Raw genomic sequence first — 22,431 nt, 5'->3', positions numbered from 1 at the left:
ATAAGCCTTAATTCATAATCTCACTTTTAAATTTAAAGAAAATGGCAAGATATACAGGACCAAAATCAAAGATTGCTCGTAAATTTGGCGAAGCAATATTCGGAGACGATAAGTCATTCGAAAAGAAAAATTACCCTCCAGGGCAACACGGGAATAACAGACGAAGAGGTAAAAAATCTGAATATTCTGTTCAATTGATGGAAAAGCAAAAGGCTAAATATACTTATGGTATTTTAGAAAAGCAATTCAGAAACTTATTTGCTACTGCGAAAAGAAAAGAAGGTGTTGCGGGTGAGATTTTACTACAATTATGTGAATCACGTTTAGATAACGTTGTTTTCAGAATGGGTATTTCTCCAACAAGAAGTGGAGCTAGACAATTAGTTTCTCACAGACATATTACGGTAAATGGCGAGTTGGTAAACATACCTTCTTATTCATTAAAAGCAGGTGATGTTGTTGGTGTTAGAGAAAAATCAAAATCACTTCAAAGTATACAAGATTCATTAACTGCAAGTAGTGCGGTTTATGAGTGGATTTCTTGGAATAGTGAAAAGAAGGAAGGAACTTATGTTTCTATTCCTGAAAGATTACAGATTCCAGAAAATATCAAAGAACAATTAATCGTGGAGTTATACTCTAAATAAACAACACCGATCCAATTATGGCATTATTTAATTTTCAGAAACCCGATAAAGTAATAATGATCGATTCCTCTGATTTCGAAGGGAAGTTCGAATTTCGCCCTTTGGAACCTGGTTATGGATTAACTGTTGGGAATGCATTAAGACGTGTATTGCTTTCTTCATTAGAAGGGCATGCTATTACGTCCGTTAGGATAGATAAGGTAGAGCACGAATTCTCTGTGATTTCTGGCGTTGTAGAAGATGTAACGGAGATTATTTTGAACTTGAAACAAGTTCGTTTCAAGAAACAAATTGAAGACTCTGAAGCAGAGGTTGTTTCTATTTCTGTGAGTGGCAAAAATCAATTAACTGCTGGTGATTTTCAGAAATTCATTTCTGGATACCAAGTATTGAATCCTGATCTAGTAATATGTAATATGGATGCTAAAGTTAGTATCAATATGGAAATTACTATTGAAAAAGGAAGAGGTTATGTGCCTGCAGAAGAAAATAAGAAATCAGGTACTCCGTTAGGTACTATAGCTATAGATTCTATTTTTACACCTATTAAAAATGTAAAATATAGTATTGAAAACTTTCGTGTCGAACAAAAAACTGATTATGAGAAATTGGTTTTTGAAATTTCTTCTGATGGGTCAATTCATCCAAAAGATGCTTTAACTGAAGCGGCTAAAGTATTAATTCATCACTTTATGCTTTTCTCTGATGAGCGTATTACTTTGGAAGCAGATGAAATAGCTCAAACTGAGACATACGATGAGGAGTCTTTGCATATGAGACAATTATTAAAAACTAAATTAGTGGATATGGACCTTTCTGTTCGTGCTCTAAACTGTTTAAAAGCAGCTGAAGTTGATACTTTGGGAGATTTGGTTTCTTTTAATAAAAATGACTTAATGAAGTTTAGAAACTTCGGTAAAAAATCATTAACTGAGCTTGAAGAACTTGTAATTAATAAGGGATTAAGTTTCGGTATGGATTTGTCAAAATATAAATTAGATAAAGATTAAATAATCATATTTTGCTCCTCGTTCTAACGAGTTTGGTAGCAAGATGATAAAATTGTAAAATGAGACACGGTAAAAAAATCAATCATTTAGGTAGAAAGACTGCACATAGAAAGGCAATGTTAGCTAACATGGCTTGTTCTTTAATTGAGCATAAAAGAATCAACACAACAGTTGCTAAAGCAAAAGCTTTAAAACAATTTATTGAGCCATTGATTACTAAATCAAAAGCTGAAAATAATGTAAGTGCTGATAAGGGAACGCACAATAGACGTATAGTTTTTAAAAATCTTCGTGATAAATATGCAGTAACTGAATTGTTCAGTGTAGTATCTGAAAAAGTTGCTGATAGACCAGGGGGTTATACTAGAATTATCAAGTTAGGTAATCGTTTAGGTGATAACGCTGATATGGCAATGATAGAATTGGTTGATTTCAACGAATTGTATAACGCTGGTAAACCTAAAAAGAAATCTACTAGAAGAAGTAGAAGATCTGGTGGTGGTGATGCTGAGGCTGTTGCTGTTGAGAAAGAGACTAAAGTAAAAGACGAAGTTAAACCTGAAGCACAAGCCGATTCTGAAATTAAGACAGATGATTCTAAGGAATAAAATTGTCGATAAATATTAATAATGAAAAAGGATAAGCTTTCTAGCTTATCCTTTTTTTATGTTTTTTTGTGAACGAATAAATTTTTATAGTAAAATGAAATATCAAGCAAAGAGAAGAGCTTTAATATTACTAGCTGATGGTACAATTTTTCATGGTAAATCTGTAGGCGACAAAGAAGGAACTGCCTTTGGTGAGGTTTGTTTTAATACGGGTATGACTGGTTATCAAGAAATATTTACTGATCCTTCTTATTTTGGACAAATAATGGTGACCACCAATGCACATATTGGTAATTATGGAGTAAACAAGGAAGAGGTGGAATCTGATTCTATAAAAATATCAGGTTTAGTTTGTAGAAATTTTAGTTATGAATATTCTAGACCATTAGCTGATGCTAGTTTGCAAGATTTCTTAAATCAAAATAATCTTTTTGCAATCTCTGATGTTGATACCAGGGCATTGGTTAGCTATATTAGAGATAATGGTGCTATGAATGCTGTTATTTCTACTGATGTTGACAATATTGACAGTCTAAAGAAACAATTAAGCGAGGTGCCAAGCATGGAGGGTCTGGAATTAGCATCTAAAGTTTCTACTAAAGAAGCTTATTTTGTTGGTGATGAAAATGCAACTTATAAAATTGCAGCCTTAGATATTGGTATTAAAAAGAATATTTTGCGTAATCTGGTAAAAAGAGATGCTTATGTAAAAGTGTTTCCATATAATTCTAGTTTTGAGGATATTTCCTTGTGGAATGCAGATGCATTCTTTATTTCTAACGGTCCAGGTGACCCAGAACCTTTGGTTGACGCAATTTCTGCAGTAAAAAAAATGATTCAAACAGATAAACCTTTGTTTGGTATTTGTTTAGGACATCAAGTATTGGCTTTGGCGAACGATGTGTCAACATACAAAATGTACAATGGACATCGGGGAATTAATCATCCTATACTAAATTTATTAACTGGTAAGGGAGAAATAACTTCTCAAAATCATGGTTTTGCTATAAATAGGGAGGAAACAGAGGCTAATGATAATTTGGAAATTACACATGTTCATCTAAATGATAAAACAGTTGCTGGTATTCGAATGAAGAATAGGGATGTGTTTTCTGTTCAATATCATCCAGAAGCTAGTCCGGGACCACATGATGCTGAGTATCTTTTTGATGATTTTTTTAAATTAATTGAGAAAAGTGCTAAACGTAACGAAATAGTTTAAATTAATAGTAATTTATTGGGAAATGTAAGGGTTAAACAATCTTGGAGAAACCTTGGTTTTGTATCTTTACGGCCTAAATGTAACAAACAATAAAAACAATATAAATGAGTATTATTTTAAATGTTCACGCAAGACAAATTCTAGATTCAAGGGGAAATCCAACAGTTGAAGTAGATGTATTTACTGAAAATGGAATTATGGGTAGAGCAGCGGTTCCTTCTGGAGCTTCTACTGGTGAGCATGAGGCTGTTGAACTTCGTGATGGAGGAAAAGCTTTCATGGGTAAAGGTGTAAGTAAAGCTGTAGATAATGTTAATAATATTATTGCAGAGGAGATTTTGGGAATGAATGTTTTTGATCAAAATCTTTTGGATCAAACAATGATCGATTTAGATGGAACTCCAAATAAATCTAAATTAGGTGCAAATGCGATTCTTGGAGTTTCTTTGGCTGCTGCAAAGGCTGCTGCAAATGAATTAGGTCTTTCTCTTTTTAGATATGTTGGTGGTGTTAGTGCTAATACACTTCCAGTACCAATGATGAACATAATTAATGGTGGTTCTCACTCTGATGCCCCTATTGCTTTTCAAGAGTTTATGGTAATGCCTGTTAAAGCTAAGAGCTTTTCTCATGCAATGCAGATGGGGACAGAGATTTTTCACCATTTGAAAAAAGTATTGCATGACCGTGGTCTTAGTACTGCAGTAGGTGATGAAGGTGGTTTTGCTCCTAATTTAGCCGGTGGTACCGAAGATGCTTTGGAGACAATAGCAAAAGCGGTAAAAAATGCTGGGTATTCTTTGGGTGATGATGTAATGATTGCATTAGATTGTGCTGCAGCCGAGTTCTATGTAAATGGGAAATATGATTACACAAAATTTGAAGGAGATAAGGGTGTGATTAGAACATCTGAAGAACAAGCTCAGTATTTAGCAGATTTAAGTGCTAAATATCCTATCATCTCAATTGAGGACGGTATGGATGAAAATGATTGGGACGGTTGGAAATCATTAACAGATAAAATTGGAGATAAAGTTCAATTGGTAGGTGATGATTTGTTTGTAACAAATGTTGAGCGTTTAGCTACTGGTATAGAAAAAGGTATTGCTAATTCTATTTTAATTAAGGTAAATCAAATTGGAACATTGACTGAAACTATTGCGGCAGTGAATATGGCTAAAAATGCAGGGTATACTTGTGTTATGTCTCACCGTTCAGGAGAAACAGAGGATAATACCATTGCAGATTTAGCAGTTGCTTTAAATACTGGTCAGATTAAGACAGGTTCTGCCTCAAGATCAGATCGTATGGCAAAATATAACCAACTACTGCGTATTGAAGAAGAATTAGGAAGTACAGCTTACTATCCTCAGAAAAAAGCCTTTAAAATAGGGTAGTTTTTTGAAAATTTAATTGATTTAAGCCTTTCCTTTTGGAAAGGCTTTTTTTTTTGGCGTACTCCAAAACTTTAACTACCTTTTGAGAATAATCCAATAATAACTTCCTTTTGTTAGCGTATGAATAAATTTCTTTTTGTTTCAGCGGAGAATGATGCCATTCCTGATTGTAAGGCTGGTGGAATGGGCGATGTCGTTAGAGATGTACCAAGAGAGATTTCGAAAAGAGGTGATAAAGCTCATATAGTTGTACCTGCATATTCAAGATTGCATAAAAATGGAATCTTTAAGACTAAGCTAGAGTTTAGTCTTAGGGGTATGCCATATACTGCCGAATTATATGAGGTAATACCTAAGAAGGTCGATGCAAATATAACTCATTATGTTATTCATCATCCTGAAATTCTTGAAGGCGGAATTGCACATATATATCATGATGATCCAACCGAGCCTTTTTTTAATGATTTTATAAAATTTGTAATTTTTTGCGCAGCTACTGCTGAGGCTATAAAAATTGGTGCTTTTGGTGATCTAGATATTGTACATATGCATGATTGGCATGCAGCAGCATTATTGTTCATAAAAAAGTACCATCCAGAGTATGAAGATTTGAAAAAAATGAGGTATGTATATAGTATTCATAATTTGGCAATTCAGGGTATACGTCCATTTTATAATAATTATGCGTCTGTTAATAATTGGTTTCCTGAAATAAAACTAGACCATAAGGCATTAATGGATTACCGATATCAAGATTGTATAAACCTAATGGCAGTGGGTATTAGATTGGCAGATGCTGTTCATACCGTGTCACCATCATATAAGGAAGATGTTCTTTTACCAAGTAGAAGACCCGAGTTTATTGGTGGTGAAAGTTTAGAAATTGATTTGCAGAAAGCGGATAATGAGGGCAGACTTTTCGGTATTCTTAATGCGAGTAATTATGGTAATATTCGAGTAGCTGAAACAGGTTTGTTGTATAGAAATACCGTAAAAGCTTTATTTAGATGGCTACAAGACACTTCAAAAAAATATAAAGCTGATTTTCTAGCGCATACAGGTGAGAAAATCATGCAGTATGTAGGTAATAGACCAAAATTTATTGTGTCTAGTGTGGCACGTTTAACCGAACAAAAATTCTATTTTTTAAAGCGTTCACCCGAAGCATTTGAGAAAATGCTTGGTCGTTTAAATGAAATTGAAGGTATTTTTATGTTGTTAGGTACAGGTGATCCAGATTACGAAGAATTTTTTCGTAAAATGAGTTATAAGCATAAAAATTTTGTGTTCACTAATGGGCAATCTGAAGACTTGATAGATTCAATGTATTTGGAGACCGATTTATATTTTATGCCTAGTTTATTTGAGCCGTGTGGTATTAGCCAAATGTTGGCCATGAGAAATGGTAATCCATGTTTGGTTCATCACACAGGGGGACTTAAAGATACTGTAGAGCATATGAAAACTGGTTTTGCATTTGCAGGTGAAACTTACGATGAGCAAATTAAAAATATGGTAAAGAGTTTTGATGAAGCTTTGACCATTTGGGAAAACGATAAACCTACGTGGAAGAAGATTCAGGCAAACGCTAAAAAGGCTCGTTTTACTTGGGATAAATCTTTAGATGAATACTATAAATCATTATATCTGTTGTAAGTAATGTAGTTAATAGATGTTATTGTTAATTTTAGCCCAAACAGAATGTTGTAATTGTTAAAACGAACCTGTTTTGCTAACTTTACCAGAAGTATTTAAAACGTAAAAATCAAAAATGTCGGATAAAGCTATTTTAGAATATAATGGTGAAAAATATGAGTTTCCAGTAATTAAGGGAACCGAAGATGAACTTGCAATTGATATTAAATCTTTGCGTTCAGATACCAAAGGAATTATTACTATAGATCCTGGTTTTAAGAATACTGGTTCTTGTGAAAGCGCCATTACATTCTTAGATGGTGAAAAGGGAATATTGCGGTATAGGGGATATTCTATTGAAGAACTAGCTGAAAAAGCTGATTTTTTAGAAGTAGCATATTTGTTAATTTTTGGAGAACTCCCAAATAAGGAACAATTAGATGCTTTTCACGTAGATATAAAAAACGAATCTCACGTTGACGAGGAAATGAAAAAGATTCTGGATGCTTTTCCAAAATCTGCGCATCCTATGGGAGTCCTATCTTCTTTGACCAGTGCTCTTATTGCCTTTAACCCAATTTCGGTAAACGTTACTTCAAAGGATGAAATGTACGGGGCTATTGTAAGGATTCTCGCCAAATTCCCTGTTTTAGTTGCCTGGACGCTACGTAAGAAAAAAGGTTTGCCTTTAGATTATGGAGATGATAGCTTAGGATATGTGGAGAACATTCATAAAATGATGTTCAAGAAGCCTACCCAAGAATACAAAAGGAATAAAATTGTAATCGATGCTCTAGATAAGTTATTAATTTTGCACGCGGATCATGAGCAAAATTGCTCTACCTCAACCGTACGTATCGTAGGTTCTTCCCATGCGGGACTATTTGCATCACTTTCGGCAGGTATTTCGGCATTATGGGGTCCATTGCACGGTGGAGCGAATCAAGCCGTATTGGAAATGTTGGAGGCGATTCAAAAGGATGGCGGTGATACTAAAAAATATATGGCCAAAGCTAAGGATAAGAACGATCCTTTTAGATTAATGGGCTTTGGGCATAGAGTATATAAAAATTTTGACCCTAGGGCCAAAATTATCAAACAGGCGGCTGAAGAGGTATTGGCAGATTTAGGGATTGAAGATCCTATTTTAGAAATTGCTAAAGGTTTGGCCAAAGAGGCATTGGAAGATCAGTATTTTGTGGACCGTAAATTATATCCGAATGTTGATTTTTATTCTGGTATTATTTATAGAGCTCTAGGTATACCAACCGAAATGTTTACTGTAATGTTTGCCTTAGGAAGATTGCCAGGATGGATTTCTCAATGGAGAGAAATGAGATTGAACGGTGAACCTATCGGTAGACCGAGACAAATATATATCGGAGAAAAATTAAGATCTTTTGTCGAACTTGACAAGAGGTAGATTGCTACCGTTAATAAAAAAACAAAAAGCTCTTTTAATTTTTAAAGGAGCTTTTTTTTGTGCTATATTTTAATCATATATAAAAAGAATACCCATGCTGCAATTAAATATTAATGACGAAATATCTCCATTAAAGGCTGTTGTTTTAGGTATAGCTAAAAGTTCTGGTCCAACGCCAACAATTGAAGAGGCCTATGATCCAAAATCCATAGAACATATTAAGGCGGGCACCTACCCTGTTGAAAATGATATGATTGCTGAAATGGAAGCGTTTAGAAAGGTGTTCGAGAAATATGATGTTAAAGTTTTTAGACCTGAAGTTTTAGAGAACTGTAATCAAATATTTACAAGGGATATTGCTTTTGTTATTGAGGACAAATTAATAATCTCCAATATTTTGCCAGAACGTGAGAAAGAGGTGGATGCAATCTTACACGTTCTCGAAAAAATTGATAATGAAAATATTCTACATCCACCTGCTGAAGTTCATATTGAAGGTGGTGATGTTATGCCATGGAACGAATATATATTTGTAGGTACATATACCGCAGCAGATTATTCTTCATATATAACAGCACGAACAAATAAAGCGGCCGTAGAATATTTAACGAAGCAGTTTCCACAAAAGATTATTAAATCTTTTGAATTAAGAAAATCTAATACAGTTGCCCAAGATAATGCGCTACACTTAGACTGTTGCTTTCAGCCTTTAGGCAAAGGGAAAGCCATTTTACATAAGAACGGATTCTTGGTAGAGGAAGAATACCAATGGTTGGTAGATTTTTTTGGTAAGGAGAACATATTTGAAATCGATGCTCAAGAAATGTATCATATGTTTAGTAATGTATTTTCAATTTCTCCTGATGTTGTTGTTTCCGAGCGTAATTTTACACGACTAAATAATTGGTTGCGAGATCAAGGCTTTACGGTAGAAGAAATACCATATGCTGAAATTTCAAAACAAGAAGGGCTTTTACGTTGTAGTACATTGCCACTAGTTAGAACATAAAATTTTTTAAAAAAAATAATAGAAAAATTTAATTAGTACCCAGATATGCAAATAACAAATACTATACTCATGATTCGCCCGGTATCATTTAGAATGAATGAACAGACCGCAGTCAATAACTATTTTATGGAAGATATTGATATGAAGAATCAAGAAATTAATCAAAAAGCACAAAAAGAGTTTGATGCATTTGTATCCATATTAAAAAATAAAGGAGTTAATGTTATCGTTATTGAAGATACTAAGGAACAAGATACTCCGGACAGCATTTTTCCAAATAACTGGATATCATTTCACAATAATGGAACGGTAGGAGTTTACCCTATGTTTGCCGAAAATAGAAGAAATGAGCGTAGAGAAGATATATTCGTAACCTTAGAAGAGAACGGTTTTAAAATTAAAGATGTAATTGATTATACTTCAGCTGAAGATGAGGGCCTTTTTCTTGAAGGCACAGGGAGTATTTTATTAGATAGGGTAAATAAAAAAGCATATTGTGCACTTTCTGAGCGTGCAAATGAAGATCTGTTTATTGAGTTTTGTGAAGATTTTGATTTCTTTCCGGTAATTTTTACGGCTAACCAGTCTGTTGATGGTAAAAGGTTGCCTATTTATCATACCAACGTAATGATGGCTTTGGCTGAAAATTTTGTAGTGATCTGTTTAGATTCTATTGATGACAAGAAAGAAAGGAAGAATGTTTTAGATCACCTTAAGAACGATGGTAAGGAAATAATACCGATTACTGAAAAGCAAATGCATCATTTCGCTGGGAATATGTTGCAGGTTTTAGGCAGTGAAGGTCAAAGGTATATGGTGATGAGTACGGCGGCTTTTAATAGCCTAACTCCAAAACAAATTGCGCAAATAGAGAATCATTGCCCTATTCTTCATAGTTCCTTAGAAACTATAGAAACATGTGGTGGCGGTAGTGCACGATGTATGATGGCAGAGGTTTTTCTTCCCCAAAGCTAGATTTAAACAGATTTTTTAAAGGAGTAATTAATTTTATTGGATTAAAATAAGTGTAAAGGTTTCGCTATCTTAACAAGCATATGAATTTGGCAACTATTTTTAATCAACTAAAATGAAGCTTAAAACGTGGTTTATTTTTTTGATGATAAGTACTATAGGTGTGTTGCTTTCCCTAGCGAATGCACCTAAAATCTTTGAATATCACTTGTTGGAAAATCAGCAATCTGAAATAAACAATACAGATGAAGCTTACAACAAGATGATGGATGTATTAACCCATCAACGTTGTATGAATTACCATCCCAACGATAATATTCATAAACAAGGTAATGACCTTCATTCTCATTATTTCGGAATGGAAAGAGGTGAAGATGATAAGGGATTTCAAGCTACGATCTGTAACGCCTGTCATAATTCGGAAAATAATAAATATTCGGGAGTACCTAGAGCTCCACATTGGTCTTTGGCACCAGCTTCAATGGGATGGGAAGGTTTAACTAGATCTCAAATTCCTGAAAGACTTGTAGATAAGAATGTTTATGGGCAAAGAAGTTTTGATGAGCTCGTGAAGCATATGACTGAAGATGAATTGGTTCTTTGGGCTTGGAGTCCCGGGATAGACACAAATGATCAAGAAAGAGAGATTCCACCTGTGTCAAAAGAGGAATTTAAAAATGTTGTCGAATATTGGTTTGATAATGGTGCAGTTATACCCACTAAATAATTAATACTTTATGGAGATTTCCTTTACAGTGAATGATGTTTTGCGAACGGTTAATGTTGAAGATGAAAATACACCGCTTCTTTGGGTCATAAGAGATATTCTTGATTTAAAAGGCACAAAGTTTGGTTGTGGTAAAGCTGCTTGTGGAGCATGTACATTACATGTAGATGGTGAAGCGGTACGTTCTTGTTCGTATGCAGTAAAATTCGTTCAAGATAAAACCGTAACAACAATTGAAGGCTTAGGTAATCGTGATAACCCTCATCCGGTTCAATTGGCTTGGGTTGAAGAGATTGTTCCTCAATGTGGGTATTGTCAACCAGGGTTTATGATGGCAACAGCCGCACTATTAACAAAAGTGCCTAAACCGACCGATGAGGATATTGACAATAATATCATAAACGTATGCCGTTGTGGAACATACTACCGAATGAGAAAAGCAATTCATAAGGCTGCCGAATTACAGGCGGAAAAAGATAGTAGTGAATCTAATTTGGTGTAAGTGATGACAGATAATAAAAGTGATTCAAAAAAAGTATCTAGACGTAAGTTTTTGGTAAGGGGTAGCTTGGGTACCATAGGAGTGGTAGCCATTGGCACCTATATTTTTCGGAATTCTATTCGCCGCGAGATTTTAGGTACGTTAAATTCCTTAGATTTACCGTATACCGACAACACCGATAAGCCTATGGTTTGGTTTGAGGTAACTTCTGAAAATAATATTCTATTACATTCTCCAAAAGTTGAAATGGGGCAGGGAACCTTTACCGGTATAGCGCAAATGGCCGCTGATGAACTTTCGGTTTCCATGAACCAGATTCAAGTGGTACACGCAGCTTCTTCTATCGGAAATATAGATAGTTTTGCAACTGGTGGTAGTACGTCTATATCTGGATTATGGCAACCATTAAGAGAACTTGCTGCACTATTACGGGAAATGCTTCTTAAAGAAGCTTCCGGTAAAATGAATGTTGGTATAGATGAACTTACCATAGAAGACGGAAGGGTATCCGGTAACGGAAAAACAATGACTTATGCACAAATAGCGGAAAATGTAGAAAATTGGAAAGTGCCTGAAACTCCTATTCTAAAAAATTTAAAAGAGTATAAATATATAGGCAAGCCTATTGCTAGGGTAGATTTAGATGCCAAAGTTTTTGGAGATCCAATTTTTGGAATGGATGCCCAAATGTCAGATATGCTATACGGAGCGGTGGTAAGACCCACTAAAATTGGAGCCAAATTTATTAGTGCAGATATTAAGTTGGCTGAAAATATGCCTGGTGTAGTCAAAGTTATTGTTGAAGAAGATTTTGTTGGGGTAGTTGCAAATTCCATGCTCGAAGCAGAAAAAGCAAAGGACGCTATTAATGTTATTTGGGAGGGTTATGAAAACTTAAATACGGATGCAATAGTTAAAATCATGACGGTTGGTAATGGTAAATCTACTATTATTCAGAAGCATGGTGATGCATTAAAAAAACAGAATAGTATAGAAACTTTAGAGTTTAGAACTCCCATTGGGGCGCATGCTCAAATTGAGCCAAATGGTGTTGTCGCCTCTGTTGAAGGTGATAGTGCAGTTATAATAATTTCAACTCAGGTAATAGGGTTGACCAGAAAAGAAGTTGCTAGCCGTTTAGGTTTGGATGTTGAAAAGGTAAATGTGATAGCGACATATTTAGGCGGAGGTTTCGGTCGTAGACTTCATACACCACATGCGGTTCAGGCTGCTTTAATGTCAAAAGCAGTTGGTAAACCAGTCAAATATTTTTTTAGTAGAAAGGAAGAGTTTCAGCATGATATGTTTCGCCCTCCTACGCATCATGTACTAAGGGGTAATTTAAATGCTGATGGTTTACTTGAAGGGCTAGAGCATGAATTTGTAAGCGGAGACGTTGGTAATGACTCTGCTCTTTTACCTGGTTTTTTACCTCCAATAATAGGAGCAGATATTGGCGCGATAAGAGGTGGTTTTATACAATATACTAAGGTTCCTAATTATAGGTCTATTTATTGGCATGTAGATTTACCATTCGCCACAAGCTGGTGGCGTAGCCTTGGTTTGTTAGCGAATACGTTTGCCCTGGAAAGTTTTATGGATGAAATGGCTTTGAAGGCAAATATGAATGCGGTAGACTTTAGACTTGCCCAAATTGGTGATGATGCTATCGGTGTTCGTTTAAAAAATGTAATTAGGGCTGCCGCAGAAGGCGCAGGTTATTCTGAAGAAATAATTGATGGTCGTGCTATGGGGTTTGCTGCCTCCATTGATGCCAATACTCCATGTGCACAAGTGGCAGAGGTTTCAATTGTAGATAACGCAATTGTTGTTCATAGAGTAACCGTTTCTCTAGATCCTGGGTTAGCGGTTAATCCTGATCAAATTCGTGCACAATGCGAAGGTTGTGTTATTATGGGCATGAGCGCAGTACTTTATGAACAAATGTATTTGGAGAATGGGGAATTACAACCCACAATATATGGTCCTTATAAGATGGCATTGATGAAGAATGCACCTAAAGAAATCGATGTGGTTCTGCTTCAAGGCAAAGATACGCCTGGGGCGGTAGGTGAGCCTCCTTTAGGGCCTATCGGTGCAGCGATAGCAAATGCTGTAAGGCGATTGACAGGAGAAAGACTAACGGAGCTTCCTTTAAAACTTTCTAAAACCATGTAGAATACTCTTATTCTACTACTTTTTGATTTGCAATATTCTTAATCATTCCACCAAAAATGAAATAATGGAATGGTACAATGCTATACCAATACAGTCTACCCTTTAAACCACGAGGTCTGAATGTCGCAGTTTGATGAAGTGTATTATCGTCATCTATTCTAAATTCTAACCAAGCTTCGCCTGGTAATTTCATTTCGGCAAATAATAATAATCGTTTGGCTTTTTTATCTGCTAAAAGCACTCTCCAGAAATCGAGAGAATCACCGGTATAAATGCGGTTGGGATGGGTTCGACCACGACGAAGACCGACACCGCCAAAAAGCTTATCTATAAATCCTCGAATTTTCCAAAGCCAATTTCCATAATACCATCCGGTCTCACCACCTATGCTCCAAATACGTTCTAGTACTTCATCAGGATTATTAATTTTTAGTTGTTTAGTATCTTTTAGAACTCCGAATTTAGGTACTTGTATGTGCTTTTCTATATTCTCATTCAACCTGCCGCTTACCATACTATCTTTCCAACTGCTGACCACCAAGTTTTGTTCTATTTTTTTGAAGGCCATGTCTATGGCTTCTAAATAGGTGTGTGGTTTAATATTCAGAATTTCTTGTAGTCTTTTGTCTTTGGCGATTATCTCTATTTTCATGCTATCGACTAAATTCAACGCTAACCTGTAAGAGGTTGAGGTTACAAAATATAACCAATAGGAAGACAATTTAGGGGTCATGATTGGTACTGTTAAAATCCAATTTTTGAAACCTCGAGCTTCAGCATATTTATGAAGCATTTCTTTGTATGTGAAAATATCCGGACCTGCAATATCAAAAGAATCGTTATAAGTCTTCTTATTGCCCAGCACTCCTGTTAGAAAAGAAATAACATCACGTATAGCAATGGGTTGCGTTTTTGTCAATACCCATTTAGGAGTAATCATGAACGGGAGTTTCTCACATAAATCTCGAATAATTTCAAAGGATGAACTACCTGAGCCAACTATAATACCAGCTCTTAAAACTGTTAGGTTAAAACCACCTTCATAGAGTATATCCTCAACATTTTTACGTGACCTTAGATGTTTTGATAAAACGTCATCATTTACAATTCCGCTTAAATAAATAACTTGTTGAATATTTGTGGCGCTTAAATAGGTATTGAAATTATGTGCGGTCTTTGCCTCCATATCATCAAAGTCTTGAGCGGAAGTACTCATGGAGTGTATTAAAAAATAAGCGGCATCAATATCTTTTGGTAGAATGTTCTCTTTTGGTTCTTTTAAAAAATCAATTTCAATCACCTCAATTTGATTTCTTATCTCCTTATCTACCGATAATCTGGTTGCATCACGAACTGCACAAATTATATGATGGCCCATTTCTAAAAGCAAGGGTAACAGACGCATACCAATATATCCGTTAGCACCTGTGATTAATATTTTCATAAATCATGGATAGAGGTTGGTGCATTATCGGCTTTGTAAGTCATAATTTTTTTAAAGAATTTCTGCACCGCTTTGGTGTCAGATGCTACCTTTATAAAGTGGTGATCTCGATAAATGGAATAAACGGAAGCTTCACCTTTATAAAGCGATAATTTATAATACGGAATAACTAAAGCAAATGTTTCTAAGAGCGAGCGAAATCGAACAATGATTCCTTTTGGTCTTAATTCGATATTGCAGGTGTCTCTATTATTATCTAATATCAATAAATTTCTTATCTCGATACTCGTATCGGTGATAATAAGTTTTGGGGAGCCAATACCATCCATTGCCCATCGTTCTTTTAAGATAAACGGTTTACCTAACTGCTCGTCTACCTTTCGGGTGGTCTCTTTATTATTGTAAGATACGTTTATGAGCATGATTGCTTTATTGGGTAGTTTTTACTAAAGTTAACCAAATGACAAATGAATGCCGAATCTGTTTACCTTAAAAGCCTAAAAAATGATTAGTTTTGCAGCCTTAATTAAACGTTTTGATGAATATTCAAGAGGTACTATCACAGAAAGTAAAAGAAGCGGTACAATCTATCTTTGGTCAAGAATTACCATCGGTGGAATTTCAACCTACCCGAAAGGATTTTGAAGGAGATATTACCATTGTGGTATTTCCAATGTTGCGTGTTATTAAAGGAAATCCTGTTCAAATAGGGGAGCAGATAGGCGCTTATTTACAGGAGCATGTAGAAGAGGTTTCTGGCTTTAATGTCATTAAAGGCTTTTTAAACATTGTTATTGATGATATATTTTATTTGAATTTTTTCAATGCTATTAAAGAAACTTATCATTTCGGTTTTGTTGAAGAATTAAAAGATGCTGTCATGGTGGAATATTCTTCACCAAACACAAATAAACCACTTCACTTAGGGCATATTCGTAATAATCTCTTAGGATATTCTGTTGCTGAAATATTGAAGGCTTCCGGTAAAAAAGTATATAAGACACAAATTATCAATGATCGTGGTATCCATATTTGTAAAAGTATGGTGGCTTGGCAAAAGTTCGGAAACGAAGAAACACCTGATTCTACCGGATTGAAAGGTGATAAATTAGTGGGTAATTATTATGTTGCTTTTGATAAAGCCTATAAAGAACAAATAGCACAATTAATAGCTGATGGTATTGACCAAAAAGTAGCTGAAAAAGAAGCGCCTATTTTACGGGAAGCCCAAGAGATGCTTTTAAAGTGGGAGGCTGGTGATCCTGAAACCGTTGCACTTTGGAAAACTATGAACGGTTGGGTCTACAAGGGTTTTGAAGTGACCTATAAGAATTTAGGGGTCGATTTTGATACCCTGTATTATGAAAGTAATACCTACCTGTTAGGAAAAGATGTTGTAGCCGAAGGTCTTAAAAAAGGTGTTTTTTTTAAAAAGGAAGATGGTAGTGTTTGGATAGATTTAACCGAAGACGGATTGGATGAAAAAATAGTACTTCGTTCTGATGGTACAGCTGTTTATATGACACAAGATATTGGGACAGCCATACAACGTGTTAAGGATCATCCAGATGTAAGCGGTATGGTCTACACCGTGGGTAATGAGCAAGATTATCATTTTAAAGTACTGTTCTTGATTCTTAAGAAACTAGGATTTTCTTGGTCAAATAAATTGCATCACCTAAGTTATGGTATGGTCGATTTGCCAAGTGGAAAAATGAAGAGTAGAGAAGGTACTGTAGTGGATGCCGATGATCTTATGGCTGATATGACCCAAACTGCTGCAAACATTTCCGAAGAATTAGGAAAGCTAGAAGAGTATAACGAGGAAGAAAAGCAGTCGCTTTATAAAATGATTGGCTTAGGTGCATTAAAATATTACATTTTAAAAGTTGACCCTAAAAAACGAATTTTATTTGATCCTGAAGAGTCTGTAGATTTTCAAGGGAATACCGGTCCATTTATTCAGTATACCTATGCACGTATTCAATCTATCTTGCGAAAGGCAGAAAGTATGGGTATTGATATTTCTAGTGATGCCAAGGATTCTGAACTTCATGGAAAAGAAAAGGAATTGATAAAACAACTTCAACTATTCCCAGATACCATCCAATTGGCAGCGGAGAATTATAGTCCGGCATTGATTGCTAATTACACATATGATTTGGTAAAAGAGTTCAATTCTTTCTACCAACAAGTTTCAATCTTAGGGGAGGCTGACGATGAGAAAAAGATACTACGCGTGCAGTTATCCAAAAAGGTTGCTGAGGTAATTCAAGATGCATTCAAATTATTAGGTATTGAGGTGCCTGAGCGTATGTGATAAAAAAAGACCGCCGAAGCGATCTTTTTCATAGCAACTTAAATAATTAACCAACTAAATAAGGTTGCAAAGAGGTTATGTAGTTTTCTTGGCGGCAACAGCTGCACCGTATACAACCAGTCCAAATCCTATTTTGTTAATGGCGTCTCCAATGTTATAAATGACATCCATATTAAGACCTAGATTGCCAAGACCTTCATACCAACCAGGTGTGCCAGCCATATATCCTAATGGATAAATTGCCCATCCAACCAGTACGAACCAACAGAGAGTTTTGTGTGCAGTTAAAACAGCGCCACCTGCTTGTTCTGCTAATTTCTTGGCGCTTCCAAACCATATTTCATAAACAATATAGAAATAAGCAAGACCTGAAATTAAACCCCAAACGGCCGGGCCAGTACCTGTATTGTATACTGCTTCTCCAAAATATCCAGTTATAAGCATTACAATAGATGCAGCAATAAGTTTCCACATAAGGGTTTTTTTTGCGCCAGCAACTTTTAGTATAAGGTAAAATTCAACACACATTAATGGAACTGTAAGTACCCAGTCTACATATCTAAAGAAGGTTGGAGATTCGCCTACTGTTGCCCAATAATCTCGCATATACCAATAATGGACCGCAGCAATAAATGTAATAAGACCAGAAACTAGGATAGAGGTTTTCCATTTAGTGTCAAAATCGTTCATTGAAAAGAAAAAGAAGGCAGATGCAGCCATCATGGCCATACATCCAACAAAGAACGTAAAACCTACATAGTCATTAGATAACATTTTAGTTACCAATGAAATTGATGTAAAAAAATTTTCCATAATTAAAGTTTTTTTAAATTGTTTAAGTAAATTTACTAAAAGTTAAACAATAATTGTTTGATAAAATTGTTAAAATATTGAACAAAATAAAAAATAAGCATATAAATTTTTCGAACTTGAACAGTATAATAATTGTAGGGACTTTTTTTTCACTATGGTTAGCAGTCATTTTTGAAGACGTGATAGAACATGTGATGGCTTATTTGGTCATTCTTTCCTTTGGAATTTTACATGGAGCAAATGATCTTACACTTCTTCAAAGGCCTGAAATCAAAAAGAAGTCGACTAGAAATTACTTAAAGATTCTGTTTTTCTATTTAAGTTTTGTTTTAAGTAGTGTATTTGTTTTTTATCTGGTGCCAAGCTTGGCATTAATTGTGTTTGTATTATTTAGTGGATATCATTTTGGAGAACAACATCTAATTTCTAAGACAATTTTAGCTTCCTTTAAAACTAATGTGCTTTTTGTTGCATATGGTACGTTTATTCTCTTTCTTCTTTTTAATTCAAATAATTTGGCAACAGCTAAAATTATTAAAACTATAATAGGTTACTACATTCCTATTTATGTATTTGAATTTGGATTGCTCATAAGTGGAATAATTACAATAATCTTTAGTCTAATATTGGTGTTAAAGAATGAACTGAAAATAAACCCAATAGAAGAAATATTTTTTATGGGAATCTTTTTCGTGGTGTTTAAAACAGCTTCTTTGTTATGGGGATTTGCTATATATTTTGTATTATGGCACTCCATTCCTTCCTTATATGACCAGATACGATATTTGCATGGTCAAGTTAATAAAGGTTCGTTAAGGTCATTTGTGTTAACATCACTCCCATATTGGTTAATTTCTGTTGCTGGACTACTTTTCTTGCTATTTCTTTTTAGGGATAATTCAGAAAAGTCTTTGGCTTTCTTTTTCTCTTTTTTGGCAGCAATAACCTTTCCACATGTATTGGTTATTAAAAGGTTGAATCAAAATCAAAACTGAACTCTAAAACTAGCATTTGGGGTAAAGCCTAATGAGATATGCTCTACAGATTCTATACTATTGTCATCTTGAATTCTATAATAGGTATTTAATGTATTACGTCTATTTGTCAAATTTAATACGGATACTCCTAAGGTTGCTTTCATCTTATCGCTTAATTTTATGTTGTAAATAGCCGAAGCATCTACTCTTATATATTCCGGAAGTCTGCTGCTGTTCGATTCTTCATAATTGATTTCATTTGGAAATACGGTTAAATCTATTGGGTCATTTTCATTTGGTTGGGTAAAGGGTTTACCAGATTTATAATTCAATCCTAATCCTAATTTTAAATTACCAATGGTGTAGTTTCCAGCAAGAGTCACTGAATGTCTAATATCTAGATTATTAGGGAAGGTCGATGGTATTAGTGCTTCAAACGTATACTCATTTTTATTGAAGGTATAACTAAGCCATGCACTATAGTCATTGTTTTTTGTGTTGATTAAAAATTCAGCTCCTTTAATGGTATAGGAACCTATTTCTCCATCAAATTGATTCTGATTTTGAAAACCTTGGGTATACACATTAATACCGTTTACCTCTTTATAAAATCCGTCAATACCAACGTATAATTTATTGGTGTCATAATTGAACCCCAAAGAGCCTTGTTTGCTTTTTGTTATGGGCAGTGCACTACCGTCAGAAAGAATCCAACGTCTTTTTTCAATACCTAAAAAGTTCTGTTCCAAATCGATAATTTGATTGGTGACCTGATTTTTGAATTCACCTAATACTTCGGTTTTAAAATTGGGTAAAAGTTCATAGGTTACATTTATTCGAGGTTCAAAAACGTATTCTTTAAATGTGTTTAAATTTTCGAAATAGTTTAACCTGCTACCAATTATACCGGTTAATCTATCATTTTCAGAATTATACTTTATTTCTGAAAAAAAGGCATGTTGGCGAATTACGCCTTTTATATTGCTTGCAAATGGCGGCTGATTAACGTTCGTTGTATTTTCAATTCCTGTTTCTGTAAACTCGTAACCGTTTATCCAATTTAAATGTTCGCTTGGGTTGTAATTGGTCGAGAGTTTTACATTCGATTCTTTTACCAGATTATTTTGTTTTAGTTGCTGCACATTATTATTGGAAATGGAAAAGGCATCCAAATCGTATTGTGTGTAGTAGAAACTTAATTGCGAAGTAAAGTCATCTGTCCACTCACTCTGCAACTGACTGCCGATTGAAAAATTATCTTGGTTGAGATTACTTCTATTTGGGGTAATGCTGTCGCTTGTAGTTTCAAAGTAATTTAAATTATTGCTCATGTTTATCATACTAACACTTACTTTCTGGTACGGCTTTATCTCATAAATGAGTTTGGCGGTGAAATCATAAAAATAAAATTCACTTTCGTTATCTACCTCAGAATCTTGAAATGCTTTTTCTGAGAATGTGGTGTATGTTGGAGTGTTTAGAAAATCAGTATACGACCTACGGGCAGATACTTGTACTGCCAAATTTTCAGTGATAGAAATTTCGCCATAAATATCACCAGAAATAAGATTCAAACCTGAGCCACCTGCATAGTTTACAGGCAATTCTTCTATGGTGTGCATATTTAAAGTGCCACTAACACCACCACCGAACATGGCAGATGTTCCGTTTTTGATGATTGATACTTTTTGGGTCACATATGGATTGAATGCGGATATCAATCCGAAAAAATGCCCGGTTTGGTACATTTTTATACCATCCCAAAGAATCAAATTTTGGTCATTGGTACCCCCTCTAATATTAATATCCGAAACGGTTTCGTCAACGCTTTTAATGCCAGGTAAGGCTTGAATGGTCTGTAGAATATCAGGTTCACTAACACCTGGTAGAATACCGAATTTTTCGGGGTTCAGTTCAATACTCGCATCGCTCAGTTTATTTAGTCCGGTGGTTAAAAACTGGGTTACTATAACCTCGTCCAATTCTTGATAGCTGAGTGCCATTGCAATGGTTTTACACTTTTCAGTGTTGACAAATTCTTTCGCTTCAATAAAGACAGGTTTGTACCCAAGGTGTTTTATATGAACTAAAGAATTCTCAGGAACGTTATCGAATCTAAATACCCCAGTAGTATCGGTAATTCCCGTTAAGTTAGATTGGTAAATTTCAACTGTGGCACCAGGTATTGTATTCTCTTCAAAGTTGTCCAAAACAAAACCACATATAGAAATGGTTGCCGTTTTGGTTAAGGTGTAGTAACGGTCATTTAGTTTGTCAATGGTAATTCCGGTAACCTTCCTTAGTTCGCTAAGAATTGAGTCAAGTGATTTTGAATCGGGTTTTATAATGTTGATAGCATTTATATCGCTATCGGCATACGAGAATTTTACATTAAACGAGGTTTCTAGTTCAGAAATAAAAACGCGTAATGGTACACTTTTAACAGTTGCGTTTTGGGCGTTACTATTCATGCTGAAACTCAGAAAAAAAAGCGTTACAATAAGATTATTTAGATGCTTTTTCGGCATAGAATCGCACTTTGTTCCCATCTAAGTTAAACTTAATTTGTAAAGGAACGCTTATGCTTTTAAGGGCAAGTTCTAAATTGTTATTGCTAAAAGTCCCTGTGAAAAGTTGAGCGGTATCAATACCTTCTGTTGTAACCTCAATATTATATTGGCGTGCTAGTTCGTCCATCACATAATGAAGAGGAATACTTTTAAAAGAACTCTCTTTAGACAACCAAGATGGTGCGCCGTTAACTATAGCTTTTAGCATAGTACTTGTTCCATCAATGGTCAATATCGAATTTCCGGCAGGTAATTTTGTTTCTTTTCCGTTGATGGTAACGCTTACCAAACCTTCAAAACAAGTGACTTCAAAATAGCTGTCTCGAGTTTCTACATTAAACTGGGTTCCTAATACGGTAACCAACCCTTGGGTAGTTTTTACGGTAAATTTCTTCCCTTTAGCTACTTTAAAATATGCTTCACCCTTTAGGTCAACAATTCTATTCTCATCCCATTTTTTCTCGCTAAAAGCCAATTTAGATTCGGCATTCAAGATAACCTCTGAGGCATCTGGTAATGTGATGGTTTTATTCTCGGCATGATCTGTAGAAAACGATTCATTTAAGGTGCTCAGATAAAAGAATGATCCTGCTAGCAATACTGCTATGATCGCAGCAACACGAAGAAATTTATTAAATGGGGATAATATGTGGACTTTGGTTTCTTTCTTAGTTTTATGTTGCTCAATAGATTCCCATGCTTTGTCCATATCAAATTCTGGAGTTTCTAACTGTAAAGCAGACTCCTTAATTTTTTGATATGTCTCATATGCGTCAGATTTTTTGAATTCTGCCAATTCGGCATCTGTCAATTCATCATTAAGCCATTTTGCTAAGTAATTTTCCTGCATGTTTTTAGCTTTATATAGTATTAACAACTAAGGTTGTAAAAACCCTACTTTTATATTTTTTAATTTATTTTTCATCAACCATCAACCATCAACCATCAACCATCAACCATCAACCATCAACCATCAA

General features: G+C 34.9%; 19 protein-coding genes. 14 read left to right on the top strand and 5 right to left on the bottom strand.

Annotation, left to right across the window (positions count from 1 at the left end; translation table 11 throughout):
* The first annotated feature begins 41 nt into the window (after positions 1-41).
* The 12 genes from rpsD to AACZ49_RS16385 all read left to right on the top strand — a co-directional run bounded on the left by rpsD (position 42) and on the right by AACZ49_RS16385 (position 13,330).
* Positions 42-647, top strand: a complete 606-nt coding sequence (gene rpsD / locus AACZ49_RS16440; protein ID WP_339657133.1) for a 30S ribosomal protein S4 — start codon at positions 42-44, stop codon at positions 645-647.
* A gap of 17 nt (positions 648-664) precedes the next feature.
* Entirely contained in the window at positions 665-1,657 is a 993-nt protein-coding gene (locus tag AACZ49_RS16435) for a DNA-directed RNA polymerase subunit alpha (protein WP_091622009.1), read from the top strand.
* A 59-nt stretch (positions 1,658-1,716) separates the two neighbouring features.
* Positions 1,717-2,265 carry a 50S ribosomal protein L17 gene (gene rplQ, locus AACZ49_RS16430; RefSeq protein ID WP_339657131.1) on the top strand — a complete coding sequence of 183 codons (549 nt, stop codon included), beginning with the start codon at positions 1,717-1,719 and terminating at the stop codon, positions 2,263-2,265.
* A 94-nt stretch (positions 2,266-2,359) separates the two neighbouring features.
* The gene (gene carA / locus AACZ49_RS16425) at positions 2,360-3,487 is read left to right on the top strand and encodes a glutamine-hydrolyzing carbamoyl-phosphate synthase small subunit (protein ID WP_339657129.1); all 1,128 of its coding nucleotides are present in this window, start codon (positions 2,360-2,362) and stop codon (positions 3,485-3,487) included.
* Positions 3,488-3,591: 104 nt separating this feature from the next.
* A complete protein-coding gene (gene eno, locus AACZ49_RS16420; protein WP_339657127.1) occupies positions 3,592-4,884 on the top strand; it encodes a phosphopyruvate hydratase in 1,293 nt (430 codons plus the stop codon).
* 120 nt (positions 4,885-5,004) lie between these two features.
* On the top strand, positions 5,005-6,540 hold the full coding sequence (locus AACZ49_RS16415) for a glycogen/starch synthase (protein ID WP_339657125.1): 1,536 nt from the start codon (positions 5,005-5,007) through the stop codon (positions 6,538-6,540).
* A 115-nt stretch (positions 6,541-6,655) separates the two neighbouring features.
* The gene (locus AACZ49_RS16410; RefSeq protein ID WP_339657123.1) at positions 6,656-7,942 is read left to right on the top strand and encodes a citrate synthase; all 1,287 of its coding nucleotides are present in this window, start codon (positions 6,656-6,658) and stop codon (positions 7,940-7,942) included.
* A gap of 94 nt (positions 7,943-8,036) precedes the next feature.
* Positions 8,037-8,951 carry an arginine deiminase family protein gene (locus AACZ49_RS16405; protein WP_339657121.1) on the top strand — a complete coding sequence of 305 codons (915 nt, stop codon included), beginning with the start codon at positions 8,037-8,039 and terminating at the stop codon, positions 8,949-8,951.
* A 45-nt stretch (positions 8,952-8,996) separates the two neighbouring features.
* A complete protein-coding gene (locus AACZ49_RS16400) occupies positions 8,997-9,926 on the top strand; it encodes an arginine deiminase-related protein (RefSeq protein WP_339657119.1) in 930 nt (309 codons plus the stop codon).
* Positions 9,927-10,038: 112 nt separating this feature from the next.
* Entirely contained in the window at positions 10,039-10,650 is a 612-nt protein-coding gene (locus AACZ49_RS16395; protein WP_339657117.1) for a hypothetical protein, read from the top strand.
* A 10-nt stretch (positions 10,651-10,660) separates the two neighbouring features.
* Positions 10,661-11,152, top strand: coding sequence for a (2Fe-2S)-binding protein (locus AACZ49_RS16390; protein WP_339657115.1), 492 nt, complete (start codon positions 10,661-10,663; stop codon positions 11,150-11,152).
* 3 nt (positions 11,153-11,155) lie between these two features.
* Entirely contained in the window at positions 11,156-13,330 is a 2,175-nt protein-coding gene (locus AACZ49_RS16385; protein ID WP_339657113.1) for a molybdopterin cofactor-binding domain-containing protein, read from the top strand.
* Between the two features lie 7 nt (positions 13,331-13,337).
* On the opposite strand, the gene AACZ49_RS16380 is transcribed toward AACZ49_RS16385, so the two are convergent.
* Positions 13,338-14,774: an SDR family oxidoreductase gene (locus AACZ49_RS16380; protein WP_339657111.1), complete on the bottom strand. Its 1,437-nt coding sequence runs from the start codon at positions 14,772-14,774 to the stop codon at positions 13,338-13,340.
* Positions 14,771-15,196: a hypothetical protein gene (locus AACZ49_RS16375; RefSeq protein WP_339657110.1), complete on the bottom strand. Its 426-nt coding sequence runs from the start codon at positions 15,194-15,196 to the stop codon at positions 14,771-14,773. Before AACZ49_RS16375 ends, AACZ49_RS16380 begins: the two co-directional genes overlap by 4 nt.
* Before the next feature lie 116 nt (positions 15,197-15,312).
* On the opposite strand from AACZ49_RS16375, the gene argS reads away from it, so the two are divergent.
* Positions 15,313-17,094 carry an arginine--tRNA ligase gene (argS, locus tag AACZ49_RS16370; RefSeq protein WP_339657108.1) on the top strand — a complete coding sequence of 594 codons (1,782 nt, stop codon included), beginning with the start codon at positions 15,313-15,315 and terminating at the stop codon, positions 17,092-17,094.
* Between the two features lie 75 nt (positions 17,095-17,169).
* Here argS and AACZ49_RS16365 read toward each other — a convergent pair whose 3' ends face one another.
* Positions 17,170-17,907: a bacteriorhodopsin-like gene (locus tag AACZ49_RS16365; protein WP_339657106.1), complete on the bottom strand. Its 738-nt coding sequence runs from the start codon at positions 17,905-17,907 to the stop codon at positions 17,170-17,172.
* A 116-nt stretch (positions 17,908-18,023) separates the two neighbouring features.
* On the opposite strand from AACZ49_RS16365, the gene AACZ49_RS16360 reads away from it, so the two are divergent.
* Positions 18,024-18,902: a Brp/Blh family beta-carotene 15,15'-dioxygenase gene (locus tag AACZ49_RS16360; protein WP_339657104.1), complete on the top strand. Its 879-nt coding sequence runs from the start codon at positions 18,024-18,026 to the stop codon at positions 18,900-18,902.
* On the opposite strand, the gene AACZ49_RS16355 is transcribed toward AACZ49_RS16360, so the two are convergent.
* Positions 18,893-21,433: a carboxypeptidase-like regulatory domain-containing protein gene (locus AACZ49_RS16355; RefSeq protein WP_339657102.1), complete on the bottom strand. Its 2,541-nt coding sequence runs from the start codon at positions 21,431-21,433 to the stop codon at positions 18,893-18,895. The genes AACZ49_RS16360 and AACZ49_RS16355 overlap by 10 nt on opposite strands.
* On the bottom strand, positions 21,390-22,304 hold the full coding sequence (locus tag AACZ49_RS16350; protein WP_339657100.1) for a FecR domain-containing protein: 915 nt from the start codon (positions 22,302-22,304) through the stop codon (positions 21,390-21,392). The genes AACZ49_RS16355 and AACZ49_RS16350 overlap by 44 nt, the downstream gene beginning before the upstream one ends.
* Positions 22,305-22,431: the final 127 nt, after the last annotated feature.

The organism is uncultured Maribacter sp. (assembly GCF_963975365.1).
GTDB lineage: Bacteria > Bacteroidota > Bacteroidia > Flavobacteriales > Flavobacteriaceae > Maribacter.
Note: the sequence above shows the minus strand (reverse complement) of the source record. Positions and strands in the feature narration are given on the sequence as shown.

What these genes read in the sequence shown, in the direction of transcription:
- rpsD (WP_339657133.1), top strand. Translation starts at nt 42, where the DNA reads ATGGCAAGATATACAGGACCAAAATCAAAGATTGCTCGTAAATTTGGC.
- AACZ49_RS16435 (WP_091622009.1), top strand. Translation starts at nt 665, where the DNA reads ATGGCATTATTTAATTTTCAGAAACCCGATAAAGTAATAATGATCGAT.
- rplQ (WP_339657131.1), top strand. Translation starts at nt 1,717, where the DNA reads ATGAGACACGGTAAAAAAATCAATCATTTAGGTAGAAAGACTGCACAT.
- carA (WP_339657129.1), top strand. Translation starts at nt 2,360, where the DNA reads ATGAAATATCAAGCAAAGAGAAGAGCTTTAATATTACTAGCTGATGGT.
- eno (WP_339657127.1), top strand. Translation starts at nt 3,592, where the DNA reads ATGAGTATTATTTTAAATGTTCACGCAAGACAAATTCTAGATTCAAGG.
- AACZ49_RS16415 (WP_339657125.1), top strand. Translation starts at nt 5,005, where the DNA reads ATGAATAAATTTCTTTTTGTTTCAGCGGAGAATGATGCCATTCCTGAT.
- AACZ49_RS16410 (WP_339657123.1), top strand. Translation starts at nt 6,656, where the DNA reads ATGTCGGATAAAGCTATTTTAGAATATAATGGTGAAAAATATGAGTTT.
- AACZ49_RS16405 (WP_339657121.1), top strand. Translation starts at nt 8,037, where the DNA reads ATGCTGCAATTAAATATTAATGACGAAATATCTCCATTAAAGGCTGTT.
- AACZ49_RS16400 (WP_339657119.1), top strand. Translation starts at nt 8,997, where the DNA reads ATGCAAATAACAAATACTATACTCATGATTCGCCCGGTATCATTTAGA.
- AACZ49_RS16395 (WP_339657117.1), top strand. Translation starts at nt 10,039, where the DNA reads ATGAAGCTTAAAACGTGGTTTATTTTTTTGATGATAAGTACTATAGGT.
- AACZ49_RS16390 (WP_339657115.1), top strand. Translation starts at nt 10,661, where the DNA reads ATGGAGATTTCCTTTACAGTGAATGATGTTTTGCGAACGGTTAATGTT.
- AACZ49_RS16385 (WP_339657113.1), top strand. Translation starts at nt 11,156, where the DNA reads ATGACAGATAATAAAAGTGATTCAAAAAAAGTATCTAGACGTAAGTTT.
- AACZ49_RS16380 (WP_339657111.1), bottom strand. Translation starts at nt 14,774, where the DNA reads ATGAAAATATTAATCACAGGTGCTAACGGATATATTGGTATGCGTCTG.
- AACZ49_RS16375 (WP_339657110.1), bottom strand. Translation starts at nt 15,196, where the DNA reads ATGCTCATAAACGTATCTTACAATAATAAAGAGACCACCCGAAAGGTA.
- argS (WP_339657108.1), top strand. Translation starts at nt 15,313, where the DNA reads ATGAATATTCAAGAGGTACTATCACAGAAAGTAAAAGAAGCGGTACAA.
- AACZ49_RS16365 (WP_339657106.1), bottom strand. Translation starts at nt 17,907, where the DNA reads ATGGAAAATTTTTTTACATCAATTTCATTGGTAACTAAAATGTTATCT.
- AACZ49_RS16355 (WP_339657102.1), bottom strand. Translation starts at nt 21,433, where the DNA reads ATGGGAACAAAGTGCGATTCTATGCCGAAAAAGCATCTAAATAATCTT.
- AACZ49_RS16350 (WP_339657100.1), bottom strand. Translation starts at nt 22,304, where the DNA reads ATGCAGGAAAATTACTTAGCAAAATGGCTTAATGATGAATTGACAGAT.